At 37.5% G+C, this 23,783-nt stretch carries 25 protein-coding genes, 1 pseudogene and 1 riboswitch; of the genes and pseudogenes, 8 read left to right on the top strand and 18 right to left on the bottom strand.

Annotated elements, in window-relative coordinates; translation table 11 throughout:
• The first annotated feature begins 183 nt into the window (after nt 1–183).
• Nucleotides 184–1,170: an NAD(P)/FAD-dependent oxidoreductase gene (locus D1839_RS07160; protein WP_120379224.1), complete on the top strand. Its 987-nt coding sequence runs from the start codon at nt 184–186 to the stop codon at nt 1,168–1,170.
• A gap of 309 nt (nt 1,171–1,479) precedes the next feature.
• Here D1839_RS07160 and D1839_RS07155 read toward each other — a convergent pair whose 3' ends face one another.
• From D1839_RS07155 to D1839_RS07145, 3 genes are all read right to left on the bottom strand, one after another.
• Nucleotides 1,480–1,836 (bottom strand): HesB/IscA family protein, encoded by a 357-nt coding sequence (locus D1839_RS07155; RefSeq protein WP_120379223.1) that lies wholly within the window; start codon nt 1,834–1,836, stop codon nt 1,480–1,482.
• A gap of 277 nt (nt 1,837–2,113) precedes the next feature.
• Nucleotides 2,114–2,971, bottom strand: coding sequence for a diaminopimelate epimerase (gene dapF, locus D1839_RS07150; RefSeq protein ID WP_120379222.1), 858 nt, complete (start codon nt 2,969–2,971; stop codon nt 2,114–2,116).
• Nucleotides 2,972–2,980: 9 nt separating this feature from the next.
• Complete coding sequence (locus tag D1839_RS07145) at nt 2,981–3,313, bottom strand: YuzD family protein (protein ID WP_199690004.1); 333 nt, start codon at nt 3,311–3,313, stop codon at nt 2,981–2,983.
• Between the two features lie 145 nt (nt 3,314–3,458).
• Between D1839_RS07145 and D1839_RS07140 the strand changes: the two genes are divergently transcribed.
• The gene (locus D1839_RS07140) at nt 3,459–3,683 is read left to right on the top strand and encodes a NifU family protein (protein WP_050350380.1); all 225 of its coding nucleotides are present in this window, start codon (nt 3,459–3,461) and stop codon (nt 3,681–3,683) included.
• Between the two features lie 210 nt (nt 3,684–3,893).
• Here the strand turns inward: D1839_RS07140 and D1839_RS07135 are convergent, their stop codons facing one another.
• Both D1839_RS07135 and D1839_RS07130 read right to left on the bottom strand, forming a co-directional pair.
• Nucleotides 3,894–4,856 (bottom strand): 2-hydroxyacid dehydrogenase, encoded by a 963-nt coding sequence (locus D1839_RS07135; protein WP_120379220.1) that lies wholly within the window; start codon nt 4,854–4,856, stop codon nt 3,894–3,896.
• Between the two features lie 180 nt (nt 4,857–5,036).
• Nucleotides 5,037–6,011, bottom strand: a complete 975-nt coding sequence (locus D1839_RS07130) for a hypothetical protein (RefSeq protein WP_120379219.1) — start codon at nt 6,009–6,011, stop codon at nt 5,037–5,039.
• A 123-nt stretch (nt 6,012–6,134) separates the two neighbouring features.
• Here D1839_RS07130 and D1839_RS07125 point away from each other — a divergent pair, with 123 nt between their 5' ends.
• Complete coding sequence (locus tag D1839_RS07125) at nt 6,135–6,647, top strand: phosphatidylglycerophosphatase A family protein (protein ID WP_120379218.1); 513 nt, start codon at nt 6,135–6,137, stop codon at nt 6,645–6,647.
• Nucleotides 6,648–6,702: 55 nt separating this feature from the next.
• Here D1839_RS07125 and D1839_RS07120 read toward each other — a convergent pair whose 3' ends face one another.
• Nucleotides 6,703–7,479, bottom strand: coding sequence for a TIGR01457 family HAD-type hydrolase (locus tag D1839_RS07120; protein WP_120379217.1), 777 nt, complete (start codon nt 7,477–7,479; stop codon nt 6,703–6,705).
• A gap of 341 nt (nt 7,480–7,820) precedes the next feature.
• Nucleotides 7,821–8,267 carry a DUF86 domain-containing protein gene (locus D1839_RS07115; RefSeq protein ID WP_120379216.1) on the bottom strand — a complete coding sequence of 149 codons (447 nt, stop codon included), beginning with the start codon at nt 8,265–8,267 and terminating at the stop codon, nt 7,821–7,823.
• 110 nt (nt 8,268–8,377) lie between these two features.
• On the opposite strand from D1839_RS07115, the gene D1839_RS07110 reads away from it, so the two are divergent.
• Nucleotides 8,378–8,647 carry an SAV0927 family protein gene (locus tag D1839_RS07110; RefSeq protein ID WP_120379215.1) on the top strand — a complete coding sequence of 90 codons (270 nt, stop codon included), beginning with the start codon at nt 8,378–8,380 and terminating at the stop codon, nt 8,645–8,647.
• A gap of 105 nt (nt 8,648–8,752) precedes the next feature.
• Entirely contained in the window at nt 8,753–9,004 is a 252-nt protein-coding gene (locus D1839_RS07105) for a hypothetical protein (protein WP_120379214.1), read from the top strand.
• A gap of 12 nt (nt 9,005–9,016) precedes the next feature.
• Here D1839_RS07105 and D1839_RS07100 read toward each other — a convergent pair whose 3' ends face one another.
• On the bottom strand, nt 9,017–9,301 hold the full coding sequence (locus D1839_RS07100) for a YutD family protein (RefSeq protein ID WP_120379213.1): 285 nt from the start codon (nt 9,299–9,301) through the stop codon (nt 9,017–9,019).
• A gap of 151 nt (nt 9,302–9,452) precedes the next feature.
• On the opposite strand from D1839_RS07100, the gene D1839_RS07095 reads away from it, so the two are divergent.
• Complete coding sequence (locus D1839_RS07095) at nt 9,453–9,992, top strand: YhcN/YlaJ family sporulation lipoprotein (RefSeq protein ID WP_120379212.1); 540 nt, start codon at nt 9,453–9,455, stop codon at nt 9,990–9,992.
• A gap of 234 nt (nt 9,993–10,226) precedes the next feature.
• A complete protein-coding gene (locus D1839_RS07090; protein WP_120379211.1) occupies nt 10,227–11,201 on the top strand; it encodes a M23 family metallopeptidase in 975 nt (324 codons plus the stop codon).
• Nucleotides 11,202–11,262: 61 nt separating this feature from the next.
• Here D1839_RS07090 and D1839_RS07085 read toward each other — a convergent pair whose 3' ends face one another.
• Both D1839_RS07085 and D1839_RS07080 read right to left on the bottom strand, forming a co-directional pair.
• A complete protein-coding gene (locus tag D1839_RS07085) occupies nt 11,263–11,367 on the bottom strand; it encodes a methionine/alanine import family NSS transporter small subunit (RefSeq protein WP_120379210.1) in 105 nt (34 codons plus the stop codon).
• Between the two features lies 1 nt (nt 11,368).
• Nucleotides 11,369–12,901 carry a sodium-dependent transporter gene (locus tag D1839_RS07080; protein WP_120379209.1) on the bottom strand — a complete coding sequence of 511 codons (1,533 nt, stop codon included), beginning with the start codon at nt 12,899–12,901 and terminating at the stop codon, nt 11,369–11,371.
• A gap of 971 nt (nt 12,902–13,872) precedes the next feature.
• On the opposite strand from D1839_RS07080, the gene D1839_RS07075 reads away from it, so the two are divergent.
• Nucleotides 13,873–14,091: a hypothetical protein gene (locus D1839_RS07075; protein WP_120379208.1), complete on the top strand. Its 219-nt coding sequence runs from the start codon at nt 13,873–13,875 to the stop codon at nt 14,089–14,091.
• A 381-nt stretch (nt 14,092–14,472) separates the two neighbouring features.
• Here the strand turns inward: D1839_RS07075 and D1839_RS07070 are convergent, their stop codons facing one another.
• The 8 genes and pseudogenes from D1839_RS07070 to D1839_RS07035 form a co-directional block, all read right to left on the bottom strand.
• The gene (locus tag D1839_RS07070) at nt 14,473–16,029 is read right to left on the bottom strand and encodes a Na+/H+ antiporter NhaC family protein (RefSeq protein WP_120379207.1); all 1,557 of its coding nucleotides are present in this window, start codon (nt 16,027–16,029) and stop codon (nt 14,473–14,475) included.
• Between the two features lie 158 nt (nt 16,030–16,187).
• A riboswitch (Lysine riboswitch) is annotated at nt 16,188–16,366 on the bottom strand.
• A gap of 47 nt (nt 16,367–16,413) precedes the next feature.
• The gene (gene yunB / locus D1839_RS07065) at nt 16,414–17,187 is read right to left on the bottom strand and encodes a sporulation protein YunB (RefSeq protein ID WP_120379206.1); all 774 of its coding nucleotides are present in this window, start codon (nt 17,185–17,187) and stop codon (nt 16,414–16,416) included.
• A 178-nt stretch (nt 17,188–17,365) separates the two neighbouring features.
• The gene (locus D1839_RS07060; protein ID WP_120379205.1) at nt 17,366–18,757 is read right to left on the bottom strand and encodes a bifunctional metallophosphatase/5'-nucleotidase; all 1,392 of its coding nucleotides are present in this window, start codon (nt 18,755–18,757) and stop codon (nt 17,366–17,368) included.
• Between the two features lie 14 nt (nt 18,758–18,771).
• Nucleotides 18,772–19,590: a sulfite exporter TauE/SafE family protein gene (locus D1839_RS07055; RefSeq protein ID WP_120379204.1), complete on the bottom strand. Its 819-nt coding sequence runs from the start codon at nt 19,588–19,590 to the stop codon at nt 18,772–18,774.
• Nucleotides 19,591–20,004: 414 nt separating this feature from the next.
• Nucleotides 20,005–20,439, bottom strand: a complete 435-nt coding sequence (locus D1839_RS07050) for a universal stress protein (RefSeq protein WP_120379203.1) — start codon at nt 20,437–20,439, stop codon at nt 20,005–20,007.
• 125 nt (nt 20,440–20,564) lie between these two features.
• A pseudogene (locus D1839_RS21300) lies at nt 20,565–20,837 on the bottom strand (reverse transcriptase domain-containing protein); the annotation flags it as partial.
• 721 nt (nt 20,838–21,558) lie between these two features.
• Complete coding sequence (locus tag D1839_RS07040; RefSeq protein WP_120379202.1) at nt 21,559–22,251, bottom strand: tryptophan synthase subunit alpha; 693 nt, start codon at nt 22,249–22,251, stop codon at nt 21,559–21,561.
• 6 nt (nt 22,252–22,257) lie between these two features.
• Complete coding sequence (locus D1839_RS07035; RefSeq protein WP_120379201.1) at nt 22,258–23,535, bottom strand: PTS ascorbate transporter subunit IIC; 1,278 nt, start codon at nt 23,533–23,535, stop codon at nt 22,258–22,260.
• Nucleotides 23,536–23,783: the final 248 nt, after the last annotated feature.

The raw sequence follows: 23,783 nt of genomic DNA, 5'->3' as shown, positions 1-23,783 counted from the left end.
AGTTATAGTAGCCTGTTTAGATTTGCTTTTCAAGCCTATCCTAAATATACCTAATTATATGACTTTTCAAAATAGTTAAAAACAACTAGTTCTCTGACTCACGAGTACATTTATATTCTATTTTATTTAAGATATGATAGTATAAAATATGTCGTCATGATTATTTTGAATGGAGGGATTATAGTGACAAATGATATATACGATGTCACCATTATTGGTGCAGGCCCTGTCGGCTTATTCACCGCTTTTTACGGTGGAATGCGTCAGGCAAGTGTAAAGATTATTGAAAGCTTACCACATACTGGTGGGCAGTTAACTGCTCTTTATCCAGAAAAATATATATATGATATTGCTGGTTTTCCAAAAATAAGAGCTCAGGAATTAATCGACAACTTGGAAGAACAAGCTAATATGTTCCAACCTAAAATTGTGTTAGAGCAAGCTATTGAGCAAGTTGAAAGACTGGAGGATGGGACATTAAAATTAACTTCTGATAAAAATGATATTCATTATACAAAGACAATGATTATAACTGCCGGCAATGGTGCGTTCCAACCTCGTAAACTAAATGTAGACAATTGCGAGCAATTTGAAGATATAAACTTGCATTACCATGTCAAAGATATGAATCAGTATAAAGATCAGCATGTACTGCTACTAGGCGGTGGTGATTCTGCTGTAGATTGGGCATTGATGCTGGAGCCGATTGCTAAGAAAGTAACCATAGCTCATAGACGCGACAAGTTTCGCGCTCATGAACACAGTGTTAATAAGTTATATGCTTCTAATGTTGACATACTTACCCCGTTTGTCCCGAGCAGCATTGTTGCAAAGGATCGAATTGAACAAGTCATTCTAGACGAAGTAAAAGGCGAACGTAAGGTAGAGTTATATGTAGATGCAGTTTTATGTAATTATGGGTTTGTTTCTTCACTAGGACCGATTAAAAACTGGGGACTTGAGATTGAGCGAAATAGTATTGTCGTAAATTCTAAAATGGAAACAAACATACCAGGTATTTATGCTGCCGGAGACATTTGCACATATGATGGGAAAATTAATCTAATTGCCACAGGATTTGGAGAAGGGCCCACCGCTGTTAATAATGCGAAACATTACATCGATCCGAAAGCTAGAATACAACCAAAACATTCAACGAGCATGTTTTAAAGCACTCCTTCCGGTTACAGCTACAGCCAAGCTTTGTAAGCTTGGCTGTTTTTGGAGGAGGAAGGGATCAAGTGAATCTTCCACATCAGTGGGAGTTTTCATTTATCCCCCACGGCTTGTTCGTACCGTAATGGTATGGCCTAAAGACTGCTTACAAACTCGGGCATTTAGGTACTGTTATCTCCTACTTGGACTTGTTGTGAACAGATTATCCAATTCCTGAAGCAGGAGCTTTATACGGGATAGAACATGATTACTATAGACACCGTCCCTACTAAATGAAAAGCTAAAACTACCCGATTTCACGTATTAACAATCGCCAGGAGTGCCAACTTTATCTTTCGTTCTAAACGAAGATCCACAACCACAAGACACGATGGCATTTGGATTATCAATACTAAAACCGCCACCCATCATATTTTGTTTAAAATCGATCGTTGTGCCTTCTATAATTGGAATATCTTGGTTATTTAATACAACTGGGATGTCATTTATTATTTGCACTGTATCTAATTCTTCATTAATGTCGTATTCAAAACCTAATGCATAGGATAGCCCACTACATCCTCCACCTTGTACTCCAAAACGCAAATGAGCACCGTCTGATTCTTCTTTCATCATCTCAACAATTTGCAGTTTAGCATTATCTGTAATCGTAATCGTCATCAGCACAAATCTCTCCTTTCCGAAGTGCTTAGTTTAAGTATACATCTGTATTCATAGCCAATCAACTTTACCGTTCTGTTGTTTTCTTTGGTATACATATACGATTTATCATCGTGATACCATCGTTTGAAATGCATAAAGTGAAACTTCATTTAGTAGGAGGTTCCTTCAACTTCTACTAAATTGGTTGAAGAATTGGAGGTTTAGATGGTGTTAATTCCACTTTAGACTTGTTTGTTTTTACCTCTAACTCTTGAAATAGAAGCCTTACAGCACCTTACATGTCGGAATAAAAAACCCCTGTAGCAATGGTTTCTGCTCCGCCAGTCATCCAAACATTTCCGTTAGCGTCCCATGTAATATCTAAGTCTCCTCCAGGCAAATGAACGGTAACGGATTCATTGCGTTCTAACTGCCCGTTTAACACCCCTGCAACCACTGCAGCACATGCTCCGGTACCACATGCTTGTGTTATTCCGGAGCCTCGTTCCCAGACACTGAAATTGATTTCTACTGGGGAAATAATCTCAATAAACTCTACATTAGCTCCTTGCGGGAAACGATTATCTTTTTCAACCAGTGGGCCTAGTTGAGACACCTGCTCCTCATCTATCTGATCCACTAAAAATACTGCGTGCGGATTCCCCATTGATATTGCTGTTACCTCCAACGTTTGCCCTTGAATATCAAATGGTTCACTAATAACATGCTGTTTTGGAGTACCTTGCATCGGAATAAGTTCGCGCTCCAAATGCGGTTTACCCATATTAATGGTAACTTGGTCTACTTTTTCATTTGTCACTTGTACTTCTGCTTCCACTATATTGGCTTTCGTTTCAATTCGAAATCGCTTTTCAGCTACTATTCCTTGTTCAAATGCATACTTCGCAGTACAACGCAATCCATTCCCACAGCTTTGTCCTTCTGAACCATCCTTATTAAAGATGCGCATCCCGACATCAGCGATTTCACTTGGATGAATGATAATCAGTCCATCTGAGCCAATTCCTGTATGGACATCGGAAACACTTTTCGCCAATGCTGATAATTTTTCTTCATCTACTGTATATTGGAAAAAATCCAAATAAATATAATTATTTCCTAATCCGTGCATTTTGATAAAAGGTATTTGCATAAACTGTCCTCATTTCTGCGCTGATTGTAATGGTAAATCATATTGGTCCAATGCTTGGTAAATATCTTTCAACCGCGGAATCCCTTCAGCTACCATCTCATCATTAACAAACACGATCGGATAAAATAAATCCTCATCCATAATACGTTTAACAAAGTTTTGATGTTTTCCCACTGATGGAGGCTGTTCTATATCAATGTATTCATACGTTATCAACTCTGTATTATATTTACGTCCTAAAGCCGCTTGTAACCACTCATACGTATCTTTTGAGCCAGGAGCGCCAACACAACTAGCACATACCTGCTCTGTTCCGTAAACCGTAATCACAATTTCACTCATGCTCTCCCTCCATTCCATCCATTGATATCTTTTATTTTACAAAAAGTCGAATCAAAGTTAAAATAAAATTGATTATCTGCTTCGTTAAATAGATTTTTCACTGTATTCGTTTTATAATAGATAGAAAGAAAGGAGAAGATGGATAATGCGTGAACAAGTACAGGAAGTGTTAAATAAATTACGTCCATTCTTGCTGCGTGATGGTGGCGATGTGGAACTAATTGATGTTGATGAAAATGGCATTGTGCTTCTTCGTCTCATGGGTGCTTGCGGGAATTGCCCTAGCTCAACCATTACATTAAAAGCAGGAATTGAACGTGCACTTATGGCTGAAGTCCCTGGTGTAACTGAGATCGAACAAGTATTTTAAAAATCTCCGGATAGAGTAATTATAAAGAAAATTTTCAAGCAGTCGGGAGCTTTCGTCAACAAAGACAAGGCGCAGAGCGCCCGTTTAGCAACGTAGCGACTGGAAAAGAAGGCTTTAATTTAAGGAATGCCTTCTTTTTTATGCTTGTTATTACTTCATTTTCTGTTTTTTAAACAAATAGTGTTCACCATTCGTTTCCTTAGAATTCCATTAGACTGGTGTTTGGGGAGATCCCCCGTTAAGCACAGCAGCAACATTATTTAGACATAATTTCCACATATTCGTTCTCGTTTCCACACTTGCTGATCCAATATGCGGCAAAGCGACAACATTAGGTAGCTGTAGTAATGGATGGTTCCTCTGAATCGGTTCCTCTTTAAACACATCCAACCCCGCTGCTTGAATGTCTCCGTTTTGTAACGCATGAATTAAATCCGCTTCATTCACTACCCCACCTCGGGAAATATTGATAAACACAGCTGTCTTTTTCATCATTTGAAATGCATGCAAATGAAACATGTCTTTCGTTTCATTGGTAAACGGTACGACGGAAACTACAAAATCTGCTTGGTTTAATAAATCGTGAAAGCTTACATAAGTTACTCCTAGTTCTTTTTCTGCTGCTTCATCTCTGGAACGATTATGGTATATAATATTCATTCCAAAGCCCTGTGCACGTCTAGCCATTGCTTTTCCAATTCTCCCCATTCCTACAATACCAATGGTTTTATGATGAACATCAGCACCTGCTAGCAAATAAGGAGACCACTCTTTCCATTCTCCCTGCCTAATAAAATTATTTGCCTCTATGAGACGCCTTGCAGTGGCTAATAGCAAAGCAAACCCCAAATCAGCAGTCGTTTCAGTTAACACATCAGGTGTATTCGTTACAATGATACCTCTTGATTTTGCCGCTTCTATATCAATGTTATCGTACCCAACAGCTAAATTTGCGATTATTTTTAAATGGTCGGCATCTTTTAAAAGTGATTTATCAATGGAATCACTCACCATACAAATCAGTGCATCTGCTACTTGCAAATGTTTACGTAATTCTTCTCTGGGAACTGGCGTTTCTTCTTCCTCCCAACAGAAAAATGTAAATTTTTCTTCATAGGCTTTCAATAATTCTGTTGGTATGTTTCTTGTCACGTATACGAAAGGTTTTTTCATTTCCACTCCTCCTCTAGCGATAGTTTGCATAATAATTCAAAAGATAGCGAGTTTAAGTATGTTAAAAACCTCTGCATATAACTTCAGCTAGGAACAATGGTTTTTCACTTGAAAATTTCTTCAAGCAAAAAAGATGTGCCTCACGGTATGAACAGTTTTGTTACAGTTTCGTGATATCTGCTACAGCCAGTGTAACACAGGAATCTGTAAAATGTCACAGTCCAATTCCGCCCATTCAAAAAAACGACTGAGATTAGCTTCATACCTGGCTTGAAGCCGCAATAACTCCTCCAATTGCTCAAATCCATCCTCCTTTTGCTCTGCTAAAAGATTTCGTTCTAAACAGTCATATAAATGAATAGGAAACAATAATCTCGCATACACTAAACGCCAGAAAAAAACCGAGACCGGTTGTATAGTTTGATATTCACGCAAGAATTGAGTAACGGTTGCTTGTGGATTTTGTTGGAGAAATGCTTGTCGCAAAAATTCGGCAATATCTCTAGCTGGATGATCATATACTAATTCCATTGGCCACATAACAGACTGCTGCAATTGGTCCATATATCTACGAAAAGTGATGGTACCTTGATCCGATTCTTGAAAGCGTAATTCCTGATCACTCTCCCCAATATACTGAATCGCATTTTCACTAAGACCGATAATATAAGGTAACATATCCATGACCAATCGATAATAAGGAGTTGCTTTTTCTTGAGCTGCTTTTTCCAAGGTTTGTTCCATCCAGCTTACTTTGTCAATCCAAAGCTGCTTCCATTGACCATAGCTGGAAATAGCTTTCGGTTCATAGCTATACTGACTCCCCATTTGATGAAACTGCGCTAACATAGAACCATTTGTAGCTTTATAAGTAGGGCCACCATCGCTCCCTTGTACGACAATACATCGCTTATCTTGATAAGGAGTAAGCCACTCCCCTTGATGATTTGGAATCGGAATCGCCATATGATTATAAGAATTTTCTGCTATATAGTAGGCAACTACTGCTTGCTCCATATGTATAATTTCATTGTTTTCAATAGAAGTGATAAAATAAACATATTGACCAGCCTGATAACATTCCTTGCCCCCAACCCACCGTTTTGTTTCTGGATGAATCCTATAATGTTCGTAAAGCCAATCACTAATGTGCAAGTGTATACCTCCTTATATGGATTCTTTAAAACAATCCGTTATTTAAGAACGACATATGCTTTTATAACAGTTTATGATACGAGTGCAATGAATTTTCACAGAAAAATGAAAGGATGATGAAGAATGGACGTAAATACGAGTCGAAGTGAATTAGAAGTCAAGGCTAGACAATGGTTAACAGAGCGAGGCGTGACATTAGATGATATTGCAGAGCTTGTATACTACTTACAATCCAAATACCATGAAAATTTAACTCTTGACGTGTGTAGGCATAACGTGGACCGTGTCCTTAAAAAACGTGAGGTTCAAAATGCTATTTTAACTGGAATTCAATTAGATGTCCTTGCTGAGAATAAACAATTGCAACAGCCCTTACAAAAAACAATAGATACAGACGAAAGCTTATACGGAGTTGATGAAGTGATTGCTTTATCTATTGTTAATGTTTACGGCTCGATTGGATTCACCAATTATGGGTACATTGATAAGCAAAAGCCCGGTATATTAAAGAGGTTAAATGATAAATCTACAGGGGAATGTCATACTTTTTTAGATGATATCGTAGGAGCAATTGCAGCAGCAGCTTCCAGCCGTTTGGCGCATGGAACTGGTGAGGATGTATTATTAGATGACTAAATAGCAAACAGGAAGAAAATAAACTTTCTTCCTGTTCTACTGCCTTTACGACCTACTATAGCTTCTCCATCCATTCTTTAAGGTTGTGCACATAATGCGTAGGCGCAACGGCTAGTTGCTCATAATCCGAAAATGGAGTAACACCTGTAAATACCATTAACGTATCTATCCCCGCCCGTATCCCAGCTTGGATGTCGGTTGCATAATTATCTCCGACCATTAAAGCCTTCTCCTTACTTAGCCCCAATACTTCAAGCGCTTCTTCCATGATAACTGCTTCAGGTTTTCCAATAAAAATAGGATCAACACCGGTGCATATCGAAATGACAGCTGTAAGGGACCCGTTACCTGGCAATAATCCACGTTCATTTGGTATTGATTTATCTCCATTGGTGGAAATGAACGTTGCTCCATTGCGAACTGCAATGCTCGCTTTTGCTAGCTTTTCATACGTAATATTTCGGTCAATTCCGATAACAACCATATCGCAGTCTTCTGTTTCCGTGATGGTATGCCCTTCTTCCCGTAAGGCTTTATGTAACCCTTCCTCCCCAATAACGTAGCAACGAGATAGCCCGTGGTTTGCTTTAATATAAGAAGCGGTAGCTAGACTTGTCGTTACAATTTGATCAGGTTCTGCTGGTATGTCTAGCTTCCTTAATTTAGCAGCCACATCTTCCTGTGTTTTAGAAGAATTGTTCGTTACAAATACGTATGGAATTTGTTTATGATGCAATGTCTGGACAAAATCAGAAGCATAAGGAATGGGTTCATTCCCTTGATACATGGTCCCATCTAAATCGATTAAATAACCTTGATATGCTTTTGTCATCGTTGTTCCACTCTCCTAGTTTAAACACCAAATAAACAGCTTCTATCAGCTGTTTACACGGTAAAGTTATGTTTATTCCAAATGTAAGGTGCCCCACTATCCGCTTCCAAAATTCAGCCAGGAGACAACGGCACCTAAATTCCTAATTCGTTGGGCTTATAAGCTATCGTTAACCAAGTTGTGACACGGTGAAAAAATGTTTCCACTTTTTCAAAGCAGAAAAACTTGGAAAGTGACACTTCACACGCAGAAAAAGTATTTTTTAAGGACGGTTCTGCTGCGCTCTTACCCTTTAATTTACTATTTCAGGAGGCTAAAACGAAAAGTCCTTATTCCATGCTTTATTGTGAATCATTAGTAAACGCATGTGCAACTTGCTGATGTTCCTCAGTGAGATAATCACGTATATAGGTTGAAAACTGTTTATAATCATCGAGGTATGTTTGTATGGTTTGCATTATCTTATTATGGTCCACATTTGCATAATCTGAAATCAACATTCGCCTCAATGTGATCAGTTCTTTATACGCATTCTCCTTTTCAGCCGGGAGTACTTTTTCATCCAGTAAAATGTCAATGATATCATGATAGCTTCCTGGATCGCGCATAATAAATCCATCGATCATCATATTGCCAACATCAAGTGTAGATTCGATGAATACGTGTACAGCTCGTTCCAAACATAATTTTTCTTTTATTGAGTTAGGACGGTCCGATTCCAATACATGAATTAATTCATCCATATAATGCAATGTCGCCTCTAGCTTTTTTCGATCAACAAAATACATCGGTCACCCCTCCAACAAGGAATTACCATTATCATATCATATTCTGTAGGATTATGAAGCAAAACATGATATAGTTGGGAAAATAACACTTTTTTAAAATGGGGGATATAATGGGCAAAAAATATGATGTGATCCATGATGAAACAGTAAAAAAAGACGTACGTTATGTCAGTTTTATGGGGCAGTTACAACGATATGATTTAGCCATTCTAGATGATCATGAGGATGCAAATAAAAAGCTGATTATAAACCTACGCAAAAACCGTTGCTTATCTATTGGAAAAGAAGATTTGCAGGATAAAGGCGTTATTGAACACACATTCAAAGAAGCGAATATGGAAGCTGACGAAATTCGCCACTTTCTCCAGAACAACCTTTAATCCCTATAGCATGCTTTTCCCTTTAATTGTTAAACGTAAAGCGGTAAATATGGGATACATTAATAGTATACCGCTTGTCTTACAATAAGGAGGGTGAAAGGAAGCATGAAGAAGAAAGACTATAGTGATTTTTCAAATGTGAAGCATTCGCATGATCGATTAATACCTGAAGAATTTCCGGAGGGAGCTTTTGGGGCGCCGGTAAACGAGACTAAACCAGTAGAAGGGAAATCCACTCCTTGGGAAAAAGGGCAGCACCGAGATAGCGCCTTTGTTTATCCAGACCGTGAACAACATCAAGATGCTCCTAGAAGGATAGAGGGTTCTCATATTATCCATGATGAAAAAGAGCAGTAGAATGCACCTTGGCTACTGCTCTTTTGCAGTCAATTTTCTTAATACGAAATAAGCACAACCAAAATTACAGTATTCATATAAATAATCCTCTAAAGCGTTAATTTTCGCATCGACTGGAACTTTCACATGCTTATTATCATAAAAACCCTTTAACCGTAATTGATCATATCCCCAATCACCAACAATATAATCATACTTAGCTAGAATGTCAGAATATCTTTCCTCTACTACACTTTCCTGAAATCCACCTTTATGATCTTCCACCAGTTCATACATTTTTCCAAAAAGTTCAATCATACGTGTTCCCCCCACGATACTTTATCTTCTCAGTTTAACACCTTTTCTCAAAAGGCTCCAGAAAAATACAGTATGTTTTCTAATGGAGTAAACAAACTAATGATAATCCTTGAATGAGGAAATCAGTTATAGAATGGAGGGAATTATTCCAATGAAGAAGATAGTTCCAATTGGTTTTGCTGCAATCTTTTTAGCTACCGGTTGCATGGATAACAATACCGCTACAAATGAAAGAGACCGTATTCAAAATCAACTTGATCCAAATAACGAATTACAAGCTCCCGCTGATGAAGAATTGGATAACAGACTAGGCTATGTTCGTTATTCAAAAGAACAAATTAATAATGACACCGAAGATCAACGCTCTATGCGAATAGATCGTACAAGAATGGCAGATATGATTACGCGAACGATGTTAAGGGCAGACGCTTTCGAAGAAGTGGCTACATTGGTTACGGATGAAGAAGTACTGATTGCTTATGAGAAATCAAACGATACCGATAAAGAAAAAGCAACCCAAATGGCAGAGAAGACTGCCGCATCCATTATGCCTAGCTATTTTGATATCTATGCCACCGATAACACGAACCTTATTGATGATATCCAAAGCTTGCATAATTCGACGACTACCGAGGGCGACTACGATCATACAATTGAAAAAATCATTCAACGAATGGAAGAATCAAAATAACTCGTATGGAAGGACAAGCGTAATTTTTCGTTTGTCCTTGTTTTTAACAGATTATTATTTTGAAATTGGCTTTTCCCTGTTTTTTGTTCCTTTAAAACTTATATATACACCGAATAATTACTTCTTATTTTGAACTAATTCATTACCTTGCATATTAAAAAGCACATATGGAAAAGTTAAACACAACAAATAATAAGTTAATGTACAGAAATGGAAAATAAAGGGTGAAACAAATTGCATGTCAAACGTATTATTACAATCACAGTTTTTGTATGTACACTTTTTCTTGTGCCTGCTCCTACATTGGTTAAAGCTAGTGACGATTCTATACATGAAAAAAGAATGGCCTTGTTTAAAAAAACAGAAGCAATCACGCAAATACCTTGGTACTACTATGCAGCCATCGACAATTATGAACGAAATGCGAAACAGAACACGAATGATAAACAAGTTGTTTCCATTGAAATACCTACTGAAGCTTGGTTTGGACTTGGAAATGCAGCCATGATTACGGATGAACGGTTAATTGATTTTTTTAATGGCTATGGAAAAGATGGCAACGGGGATCAAAAAGCAGACCCAAATAATGCTGAAGATATCCTATATACGATGGGAAACTATATCCTTACATATGGACAAACAAAGGATGATATTAAAATCGCATTATGGAATTATTACAATCGGGATTTAACAGTTCAAACGATCATGAACACAGCTAAGGTTTTCAAAAAATTCCAAGACATTCAATTATTGGATCGAGATTTTCCTGTATCTATTTCCTATAACTATAGCTACCGAAGCACTTGGGGAGATCGCAGAGGCTTTGGCGGATTACGAATTCACGAAGGGACCGATATTTTTGCCGATTATGGCACTCCTGTTAAGTCGACAACCTATGGTGTAGTTGAAATGATGGGGTGGAATTTATACGGCGGCTGGCGAATCGGAATACGAGATATATACAATATTTATCATTATTATGGGCATATGAGTGGATATGAAGATGATATTGAAGTAGGAACAGTAGTGAAACCGGGAGATGTACTTGGCGGAGTGGGCTCGACTGGTTATGGCCCCCCTGGAACATCAGGAAAATTCCCCCCACATCTCCACTATGGAATGTATAAAGATAATGGATATAGCGAGTGGTCTTTTGATCCATATCCTTATTTAAAAAAATGGGAACGAATGGCCAAGCAAAAAGATTAATTAATAGTGGAATTAAAATTACCACAACCCAAAGCCAGTTTGCTTTGGGCTGTGGTAACATTTATTTTTGTCGTGATTTTTTCACGGCATAAGTAATACTTGCTGTGAGTCCTCCCCAAATAAGCACCATGCCTAAAATCATTACAAAGATAGCACTTGCAGTCATGTTATTTAGCCTCCCTTTGATCAGAATAACCGCTATCTTTTTCTTTAGAGCGCCATTTTGTGGCAGCCATAACGATACCTACTATAAGTGCTGCACCAGCAACTGACCAGCCAGAAAATAAGATAAACGTATCAGAATAGCCAGCATAATTTCCAGTCGACGTGTCAAATAATTTCAGTAAATTTAACCGTAATAAGTCAAACATCATATACCCTAACACTAGTGGTGTAATTACATTTAAACTTACTGGGAACCACCAGCCAAGCTTAATATCGGATATTTCATCTGCGTGACTTTTTAAATTTTTAACTTGACGAAGCACCCAAGCAATCAAGGCAACTTCGACTAAACCTAGTAATGCAACTCCAAACTGATTAATAAAATAATCAACCGTATCTAAGATAGACAAACCGCCTTGTGTTGCGTAAATAAGCGAGATAACTGCAGCTAACCCGCCGCCAAATACAACCGCTTTCCCGCGCGAAATGTTAAATTTATCGGAGAGTCCAGCAACGTACGTTTCCGTAAGCGACATTAATGAGGTTAAACCTGCTAAAACTAATGATGCGAAGAACAGGAAACCAAATAGACCATTTAAGCCAGGAAATTCATTAATAATCGCAGGAAATACAACAAAAGCCAAACCTACGCCATCAGAAACAACTTCATCTACTGCTACGCCTGATTGCGTAGCCATAAAACCAAGCACAGAAAAGACCCCTATACCAGCAAGTAATTCAAAACTGGAATTCGCAAATCCAGTAATAAAGGCATTGTTTGTAATATCTGATTTTTCCGATAAATAGCTAGAATACGTAATCATAATCCCAAATGCAATTGATAAACTAAAAAATATTTGCCCATAGGCAGCCACCCATACTTCGCCAGAAAAGATACTGCTAAAATCCGGTTCAAAAAAGGCTTGTAACCCTTGGATAGCTCCATCTAATGTTACAGCACGAATAACAATAATTAGAAAGATAATAGCTAATGCTGGAATAAAAATGCGATTAGCAATTTCAATTCCCTTCCTCACACCTCGGAATAAAATAAATAAGACGACAAACCAGACTAAAATCAGTGGTATGAGAACTCCAGGAACCAAGTTGCCCATCTGACCAGGATCAACCATTTTTAAATAATCGTTAAACAAAAATGTTTCCGTATTAGATCCCCAGGCCAAGTTAATGGAAAAATATGCATAAGCTATTGCCCAAGCAATAATGACAGAATAATAGGTAGAAATAACAAATGCTACGAGAACAGCCCACCAGCCAATGAATTCGGTTTTTTTGTTCATTTTTCGATACGTTAGAGGTGCGGACCCCCGGTATTTATGCCCCATAGTAAATTCCATAATCAGAATGGGAATACCTGCTGTTAGCAATGCAAAAAGATAAGGAATAAAGAACGCTCCACCACCATTTTCATATGCTACAGCTGGAAAACGCCAAATATTGCCTAATCCAACAGCAGAACCAATTGCAGCCATAATAAAACCTGCTCTTGTTCCCCATTGAGAACGTAATGCCATATTTTCCTCCTCCTTTCTTCCTCATCCTATCAGCCAGTAATAAGGAATGTTCCAAAAGTTTGGTTTTTTCAGATATTTATGTTTGTATTATAACGGTACTTGATGCATATGTCAAAAAATATTTTCATTACATTATCTATGGTGTAACTTCGTGTCATATATCCCTTCTAAACAACCGCATTCTCGTTCGCTAACCTTTTCATTCTATCAAAATCTAAGTAGAGAATAATGATAAACGAATAGAGCTTACCAAAAGCAGTACTTTTATTTTCATTATTTTTAGCCAAAACTTTTATTTTTTACACACATATAAGTAAAAGTCCGATATATTAAGCACATATGCTATCTCCAGCCTTTATTTCCTTTATAGGCTTCATTAGAAGAGGTTCTTATGAAACCTTCCCTTCATATTTGTTTACGATTTCCTTCCAATTCATAAGAGTCGTGTGATGTACGCGTACGTTTATGAATACATCTAAAGCTATATTCTTTATTTTCATATCCATCTAATACCAATTGTTTTTATTCAGTAGTATCCTTTTCTAGACATAAATATTTAATTCCCTTCTAAGTAGCAATTTTATCGTATTATCCAGAAGTGATGGTAACAGCTATATTTACGCGGACTTTAATCCGAAATATGCTCCACATGCTTTCACTATTTTACGAACCTACGATTATTTTTGTTTGCTGGTGGTAACTATGGCTGATAGAAAAGCCTAACCCCTGCTCAACAGTTAGGAATTACAGATACTGACTGAAATGACATTATTTATTTGTAATGACTAACTTTGAAAATTATGGATGTTTTTTGTGTTTTGTTATTTTTGAGTAAGATAATTATTGTGATACAATAATTATTTAAAGGGTAAAATTTTATGTCATTTAAAATAAATAGACGCAGAAGTAAGATCGAACGGAATAATACGTGTTAAAAATTAAACAAAATATAAATCAATGGGGTATAAAATATGGCGAAAGATATTATTGCAATACTTGCCATAGTTTCTTTTATGATATGGATTGCGGTTTCCCGAGAGGCTGTAAAACCTCCAAAAGAGATAAATTGGCGAAAAATGATAACCTTACTATCTGCGGGATCTTTATCGGCATTCGTTATAATCATTTCGCTTTTCAAAGCCTGCCGTTTTAGTTCTGTTGACGGGGGTGCGATTCATGAAGTCGCCTAGTTGCTGGTTGCTGGAGCCGGACGTGACTTATTCAGTTATTTTGTTATACATAAGCCATTAATTTTATGCTTTCTTAACTTATAAAAAAGGTAAAACGCAGAGGAATAAACCCTCTGCGTTTTCTTATGGCCTTTAAAACGCTAATAGCTGTTATATTTTTCCTCCCATTTGTAGTTCTGACTTTTAACGTTACATTAAATGTCATTTAATATTTTCATCATCGAAAGTGAATACTTACAACTTTTTATTCAGCAATCTCCGGATCTCCGATTCTTCCACCCCGTCTCATCTATTTCATGATTTAACTGTTTTTTTCCTCTTCCTTTTAAACATTTATCATTGCTCTATCGTATTTCCCCAGCATCTTTGGGTACTCCTTACTTATTCTTCTGTCCTTGTGTTTTTCATAAAATGAATAATGGTAGTAAATGCGATAACGATGGACAAAGATACAGCCAATGGTAAAATTACTTGATTTGTAAACCCAACTAGAATGTATCCAATGGAAGCAGCAAATGCAGAAATAAATGCGTATGGAAGCTGGGTCATGACGTGATCAATATGATTTGCCCCTGCTCCGGTAGCTGATAAAATGGTTGTATCGGATATCGGGGTACAATGATCACCGAAAACAGCTCCAGCTAATACCGCTGCCATAGACGGAATCAACATTTCCATATCCGTAATCGTGGTTACTTCTGCTGCAATTGGTAACATAATTCCAAATGTTCCCCATGATGTTCCCGTTGCAAGCGCCATAAAACCAGCAATAATAAAGAACAAAAATGGCAGAAAAGCAGGATTTAGCGACAAATCATTTACAATACCAGCTAAATATTCTCCTGTTTCCAATACGCCAATAATAGAACCAATCATCCAAGCTAACAACAAAATGTAAATGGCTGGCATCATCGTCTTTGCACCTTCAAAAACAATTTTCAAACTGGAATTTCTCGGTTTTCGTTGACCCATGTGAAACAAGTATGAGGTTAATACCGCTATAATCCCACCAGCAAATAAGGATAAATTTACATTTGTATTCGCAAAAATGGTAAGTATATTAACATTTTCTTCTGTCGCTATCACTCCTGTAATCACCATAGAAGATACTGTAGCAACAATAAGGACTCCAATTGGCACCAGTAAATGGTATATCTTACCTCCCTGATGTGGTGTGAATGTATCGCTTAAATCCCCAGGTACTTTATCCTGTTTTGGATCAATTAGCTCCCCGGTCTTTATAGCTCGTATTTCATGCTTTCGCATTGGACCAATATCTGCTTTTAAATAAGCAACTAAAAAAACAGATATGACTGCTGCGATGGCATATAAATTGTAGGGGATCATTTTGATGAAAGCTTCTAATGGCTCTAATGTTGTAATTCCATTTGCAGCAAACAACCCGCCCATAATTCCGATAATATAAGCTCCCCAGCTGGAAATAGGTGAAATTACCGTTACTGGAGCAGACGTTGAATCTATAATATAAGCCAGTTTAGCTCGGGAAATTTTGTGGCGGTCTGTTAATGGGCGAGCAATTTGGCCAACAGCTAAGCTGTTAAAATAATCATCAATAAAAATTATTAATCCTAACACTGCACTCATTGCTTGCGCTCCTGAACGCGTTTTTACTTTTTTAATCATCCAATCGCCAAATGCTCTACTCCCTCCAGAAGCCTGTAGAAAAGCTGTCATTACCCCTAATAACAGTAAAAACGTCAGTAATAGAACATTCCCTGTGTTTATTGTGCCATCAGATACGAACAGGGTATAAAACTGCATCCCGATTTCTTTAAACGAATCTAAAATTGAGAAATCATGGATGAGGAGAGCTCCCACTATAATTCCTGTTCCTAAAGATAGTAAGACATTTCTCGTTAAAAGGACGAGCACCAGCATTAAAACAGCTGGAATAAGTGAAAAAATTGTTCCTTCCATTCCGGTTACCTCCACATAAATTGGTAGCAATCGAGCAAGGAAACATACTGTTGATGGAAAATAGGATAAGTGAACCGAAGCATTATCCGTTCACATAGAAAAAGACAATGATAGAAAATAACCTACCATTGTCTTTGCAATATACGTTATCCTCCATTTCGATCAGTAGTTCTCCATGCATATTGCTCGCTGCATGACAGTATACCTCTTATTCAAAAGCATACCAGCGATAGTAAGCTTGACACTTATTATGCTTCGGCAATACATCCTTTCATCTGCTTTCATTGTTGTCATCCTCCAACAGACTACTCTTATATACTGCACCTCTACCTCACCGATCTGATAAGGTTGAAATATTCTATTTATAAAAATCATTATAGCAAATTAATTGTTCTGATTCAAGTCATCCTTAGGAATCGAAATATTTGGCGTGTTTTCACCATCGCTTCCATAAAATTGTGGTACATCTCCCATAATAACACGAGAATCTACATAGACTTTCGTGCTAATTTCAGCAGATTCAGTACTAAAAGGGACAACAATTTGCGCATTTACAGTGACCGGTATATATATTTCAATCAGTGCGGCATTGATTCCAAAGTCTTTCATAATATATTCAACATCTGATTGAATGCTGCCAACAATTTCAAAATGGACTGGAATTTTAGGACCAAGATTTGCCAAAATAGTGCTTCCTGTAGCCTGACCAATGGGAATTTCAACTACAGTAGGATCTTTGTCTGCCAATTCATCCGCCGTATCCCCATAATCCTGTGGTGGCATTTCCGGGTCATCTGTATCTAATGTCTCACCTTTATTCATTCCATATAGAAAATATTCAGCTCGTTTTGTAGCCGCACGAAGCGCCCGATTCACTGCTGCTGATTTCCAACCGACAATAGATACATTGTTTTCTGAGCTTACTTCCATTAAGTCGTCAAAGCTAATATTTTCTGTTGACTTCACTGCTTCATTAATGGTCCGTGTCGCAAACTCTCTCGTTTTTTGATTGGCTATATCCATTAAGGGAGGGGTGATTCCTTTGTCAACAATTAAAATACTAAAGGAGGTCAAAATGACAAAAGCAACTGTCGTCATCAGTAAGATTATTTTCATCGAAGAATCTGTTCGTATCCTACGTCCTGGTCGTTTTCTCATAAAAAAACCCCCTCAAAGCAAGTCTATGATTGCTCTGGGAGGATTAGAATGAAAATTCTCCTAACTAATCTTACTAACGTATTCACTTTCTTTGTGAGCTTCATTACGTCGTAAGCTACGCATTGAATTAGTTATTTCCTTTCTCTTCATGCATTTGGAATGGATTTACATTCACTATTTACCTGCTTTGTAAAGTTTGTGCCAATATGTCTCGTAGAAATTCCGGTAAATAATAGTTTTTGACCTCAGAGCGAGCAATCTCAGGGATTAATCTGCCAAAAGTAAAAGTATCAGCAGTAGCTAGCGTATAAATATGATCTGGTTGTAAAGGATTTCCGTCATTTTGAAATGCTTGTTTCACAAACAGAGCTTCGTCTTTTAATTCTTCCATTTGCAGTGTTAACCCAGAAAAAGCCATTCTACCCATCATTTTCCCCCGAAATCCAAAGCCCTTCAACTCAAACTCGATAAATTCCTCTGTTAACGAAGAACGAATAGCTTCTAACAACTCACTACCTGTTAATTCTACAACACACGTATTAATTGGATGTGGACAAATACGATGAATATCACCGTATGTAACTGTTCCTTCAGGTAAGCTTTCCAACAACACCCCTGCATTTAACATCGCACAGTCAGCATTTGTTTGTCGCTTGAGTGCATCTGTTAAAGCTTGTAAAATAGGGGTCACTTTACGCCAATTAACTTCTAAAGGTGAGGATAATTGTGCAACGGGCTTAGCCAATATACGTTCAGCACGTTTTTGATAAGCTGTAAGCAACTTCTCTGTATCCAAATCCTTTGGCAGATGCGTAATATTAGTAGCATATGCTTGCTTTTGTTTTAATCTGCCTTGGTTATGATCCCACGTTAAGATTACTTCTCCAATATAATGACAATGTTTTCCAGCAGCGGACAAAAGTGTATGATTCACATGTTCGCCATTTCGTAACAAATGATGAGTGTGCCCGCCGATAATTACATCAATATCAGGAAAGCGACGAGCTATTTCACAATCTTCACTATATCCTAAGTGAGACAGTAATATAATTATATCTGCTTGGCATTTAATAGTACCTAACATCTTCTCCAACTCCTCATAAGGTGGAGAAGCATACCAGCCAAGCAGCTCATAATACGCATTAAACGGTGCCGTAAGACCCACGACGGCAATTTTAACGCCGTGTTCTGAATTAACGAACGTATAGGATTGTAACCAATCGGGGGCTTTGCCTTCCTTTGAATGCAAATTAGCGCAAACTATTGTAAATCTTGCCTCCTCATATAATGCAACAAGTTCATCATGGGAAATAGTAATGCCTTCGTTGTTTCCAATGGTAGCTATATCGTAACCAGTTTCATTCAGTAAAGCAACATTTGCTTTCCCCTTAAAAGCCTCTGCTATTGGATGTACTCTATCTATATGATCGCCAATATCTACTGTCCAGCAGGAGTTGCCCGCAGCTTGACAGCGATGTTTTGCCTGCTTTAAAAAGTACGAAACTTGCGACCAGTTATCGAAATTACTATGTAAATCATTCGTATAATAAAAATAGATTTGTTCTTCCATTTAAAAAATACTCCTTATGATAGCCCTTGAAAGATCATTCGAATACCAATTATAATTAATACGATTCTTAAAATCCATTCAAGTGCTTTTCCAGATAAACAGTGATTGATCATAGCACCTAATTTTCCACCGATCCAGGCTCCCGGGATAAAAAACAGCGCATACATCCATTCTAGATGTCCCAATACAATATGTGTCCCCGCTCCAATTAGACTTATAAATAAAATCATAAACATGGATGTCGCTGTTGCCACATGCGCGGGTATACCAAATATAAGAATCATAGCAGGAACCATAATCGATCCACCACCAATACCAAATAAACCTGATAACAACCCTACAGATAAAGATAGCACGATTGCAATCCAGAGAGAAAATTTGTAATGATATGTTGTTCCATCGATATCAAAGGTACGAACGCGATTATTTTGTGGTTTAACTCGAGTTGCTGTTGTTTTTCGTTTCGCAAAAAACAACCCAGATACACCAATCATTACTAGACCAAAATAAAGTAAAAATGGTTCTGTATCCATAAACTGGTTGAGCCATGACCCAAGAATACTACCAGGAATGCTCCCTGATATAAGCCATAAACCTACTTTATAATCAATCCGTTTCGTTTTTACATAAGCAATAGATGATGATAAAGCTGTGAACACCATCGCAACAAGGGAAATACCAACAACCGCCTGTGGCGTCGCCCATGCAAATGCCTCTGAAAACTGATGTAAACCTAACAAACTGGGAATAAGTACAATTCCTCCCCCAAGCCCCATTAAAGCTCCTACCAGTGCAGTTATTATCCCTATAACAACACAAATGACAAATACCATCTTTATCCCTTCCTCAGAAAACCATCCTCTATTTCTATCCTAGCACTGATTTTTAGAAATAGGAACTTCCCTCTTCCCTTACATGAGGTTGTAATAAATGATTTGTTTACAGGTTCCAGCTTTACTTGTAAATCAATTGAAGCGATTGTTTTAGAACAATAAAAGAGCTGTATGTTAAATAAAACTATTTTACTAGCTTACATACAGCGCAAAAAAGCTTTATTCAGCAGGTATAACGTTACCAATCTCCGTCGAAGCAAATTATCCGTGCACGAATTTTTTCTCTACGTTTGTTAATAATGTCTGAAGTTCTAGCATTATATTGTTTATCAAGATTGCTTTGAATTCAGCATATTGAGAAGTCATTTAGTTCGTGAAAAAACCAGGGGGATATCCTTGTATTTCTTCCTCGTCTTATTTTACTACTAACACTTTACATTCGGCACGTTGTACAATTTGGCTGCTAACACTTCCTAACAAAAATCTTCCTACTCCACCAAGGCCGCGACTACCAAGAATGATAAGGTCAATTTGATTTTCCTTGGCATACTCTACAATCTGAGAACTTGGATTACGAAAAGAATAATCCAACAGCACCTCTGCCTTGCAGTTAATTCCTTCTGCTTCAAATTCTTCACGAATACGTTCCATTGATGGACGTATTTCCTCTGCCATATCCCCCATAAAACTGCGTGCAAGTGCAGCATTGGCAGTTGGTCCAGCATGTGTAATAACAGTCACAGCATATACTACAGCATCCTTTACAAGTTTAGCCTGCTTTTTTGCTTCTTCAACTGCTTTTCTACTTAATTCCGATCCATCATAAGCTACTAGAATATTTTCAGCCATTTATAACTTCTCCCCTCATGAGCGTTTTGTTCCCATTTTTATCATAACATATTTACTGGATAACTTTAACAATCCCATAAAGCGGATACAAACAATCGCTTCGTTCTTTTATTATTTCTTTCACTTTAATAGTATATTTCCTTCTTTTTTATCTTCAATGAAGTTCTCCTTATGCAGGGGGGGTAACAGCTTTTTAAGTCACAGTCCACTGCAATTCGATATCCTTCTTGGTAATATTGTTCTGCTAGTTTGATTGCTTGGTGAGCGTTTCTGCTATTTCGGAAGCCGAAACTGCTTTCTGAAAAATGGAGGGTTATTATAGGCTCAAGCACTTGGAGGGTGGCTTGTTGTACAACCCTATCCAATACACAAGGTATTCCCAAATATTTTTTCGAACCGTCAGGTTTTGGCTGGCAACTCTTTTAACTGGCTGAGGTTGGTAAGTTCCTTCCCTTAATTTCTGTTTGAGTGGTTGATGGGTATGCTTTCATACGTGTTTTAAGTTGATATACGGTAATACCATCTTGTTCTTTCATATCCATGTCGACATCCCTACGCACTCCTATATACCCTTCAGTTTCCAACTTATCTCTTCATAGGTAGCCCTCATTTTGGTCTATACCACGATGTTTTCTGCGTTTAGGCGGCGATGTCTACACCTCCTTGTTTTCCAAGATTGAACATTGTTCAGCCCTTCATTTCCATTGGAAACTAATATGGCTTCTGCTGACTTCTTACGATTCATCAAACTATCACTAATTTGATTGTTAATTGAGTAACCCTCGTAAGATCTCCCCAGATAAGGGCTATAACCTTCTTCCTATGTAACTGCTGTATTTACTGTATGGAACTGTGGCAGTATCCGACTTTGTCTTGTTTGGCAAACTCATCCGTTCCAATTCGGTCTTATATACAGTTTCTTTCCGTCAGTTCGGGATTTTGCTCCGACTTCCTTCAGATTCCACCACACGATAGACCCCCTTGCCCTTAGCTAACAGTTCCTACTGCCAAACCTGTAGTGGACTTTCACCACCGAGTTATAACCTATGCCGGGCGCACCCAAAAAGCTTGTAAAAAGTCAACAGACTTTTTACAAGCTGAAAATAACCATGTATTACATTAAATAGCTTTTAATTCTTTGATATAATTTTCTATCTGTTCTGGTGTAGATGTTAAAACTACGTTCACAAAATAAGAACCAATAATTGCACCATCTGCCCCATTTGCATACACACTTTCAACGTCAGTTTTATCTTTGATACCAAATCCAATAAAAACCGGGATTTGGCTAAGCTTTTTTATACGTTTCATTGTATCTATATAATTAATGGGAACATGATCAAAGCTCCCTGTTTTACCAACTCCACTCATACAATAAGCAAATAGACGATTATGATTCAATTGTTGTTGTAACATTTCGTCAGACATCTCTTCATTATAAAGTTGTATCGGAGAATGAAAGTCTACTATTTTTATAGTTTTATCAACACATAGCAAACCGTCGACCAAATCCCTGCCTAAAGTTAACAAATCATAAGCTTCAATACCCTCTTTATAAGTCATTAACACTATTTTAAAAGAATAATTTTCCTTTATTTTTGTTACTATTCGTTTGAAATATGTTTTGTTAAATCCTTGGTCCAGAACTTGTTTATGGCTAGTTTTGATAATCTTTCCGTCCATGTGAGGATTGAACGCTGGGATACCTAGTTCTAATATATCAACATTATATTTTTCCATCAGATCCAATACGTTAAAAAACTGCGTTTCGTTTGGATAGCAGCATGGCAAGTAAAGAGCCAGTTGTTTCATGCTCGATTATCCTCCAATCAATTTAAGTAACAAACCTAGAAGTGGTCCATACAAAGCGTAGTCGGTTTCGCTAAGTATGCGCATAATAGAAGCATAAGATCCTACTTGTGGAAGGAGGAATGCTTGTCCAAGAATCAGAATCAAACCATTGGCAAATGAACCAATCAATGCTCCTCTTACTCCTCCTGTTGAGTTTCCAAATATTGCAGTAGCAGCACCTGTGAAAAATGTTGGAATAAGTGCTGGAAAAACAGCAATTGGATAGTTGATAAAAGCTAAAATGATCATTCCAACAAATCCAGCAATTAAGCTAGTTAAAAAACCTACTATAACAGATGTTGGATAGTTCGGGAATAAAAGCGGAACATCCAAGCCGGGCTTCGCATTCGGAATAAGTTTATCGGCAATCCCATGAAATGCAGGAATAATTTCAGCTAATAACATCCTTACCCCAGATAAAATCACGGTAATCCACAAACCAAATTGTAATCCATTTAATAATGAAAATGAAAGAACGTCTCTTCCATCACTGATGTTTTCTTGCACCCAAGTTGGACCAGAGATAACGGATACAACTAAAAACAGTAGGAACATAATAACTGTAAGTGCTATGGTCATTTCGCGTAGAAAGTTAAAGGTTCTTGGGATTTTGATATCTTCCAAATCACGTTTTTGATTGCCGAACAATCCTCCAAGCTTTGCTGCAATCCAAACGCCACTTGAACTGGAATGTCCCAATGTAAATCCTTCTCCGCCTTTAACATTTTTCATAAGCGGAGCTACATAAGAACAAGTAAACGTTAAATAAAATCCAAGAATAAGTGAACCGGTCAATACAAGTGGAACAAATCCCATATCCGTTCCAAATTTAAGCAGTGCTGCAATTAAACCTGCATAAAAAAAGGATACATGGGCAGATAAGTGTACATATTTAAATGGGGTCATTCGCGCAAATAAAATGTGAATAATAAATCCTACCGCAAAAATAAGCGCCATTTCCGTTCCAATCTCCACAAAGCTTTCCATTTGAGCTTCAGCAAGTGTTGGCACCTCAGCATTTAAATGAAATACTTTACTAAGCATTGGCTGTAAAGGAAGTAAGGATATGCCTAACGATTGTGCTCCTGTGTTAATCAACAAGAAACCGATCATCGTTTTAGCTGTGCTGGACACAATGTTATCAAAGCTTTTCTTTTGTGCCAATAAACCTATTAAAACAACCATTCCAATTACGAAGACTGCCTGACTGAATATATTGTCAATTAAATACATGATAAAATCCATAAGCTGGTCTCTCCTTAGATTGTATTTGTGAAATAATTAACTTTAAGTGTAGAAAGGTTAAATATACACCCTTATCATTGGAAAAATCACTTGCAAAAATTTATAAAATCTATAGATCCATGCAGGCATTATATAGACATATCGTATTACTACTTAGTCCTATTAAACGCGTCAGCACATTTACAAAAGTCTATAGTTACATTTCCAGGTTGCCCAAAACAACAACATAATACAATTGGGCAACCCTT

Origin of the sequence: Roseburia sp. 1XD42-34, assembly GCF_009917385.1 — a bacterium.
GTDB lineage: Bacteria > Bacillota > Bacilli > Bacillales > Amphibacillaceae > Virgibacillus.
The sequence above is the reverse complement of the archived record's forward strand: the minus strand, read 5'-3'. Positions and strand labels throughout refer to the sequence as shown.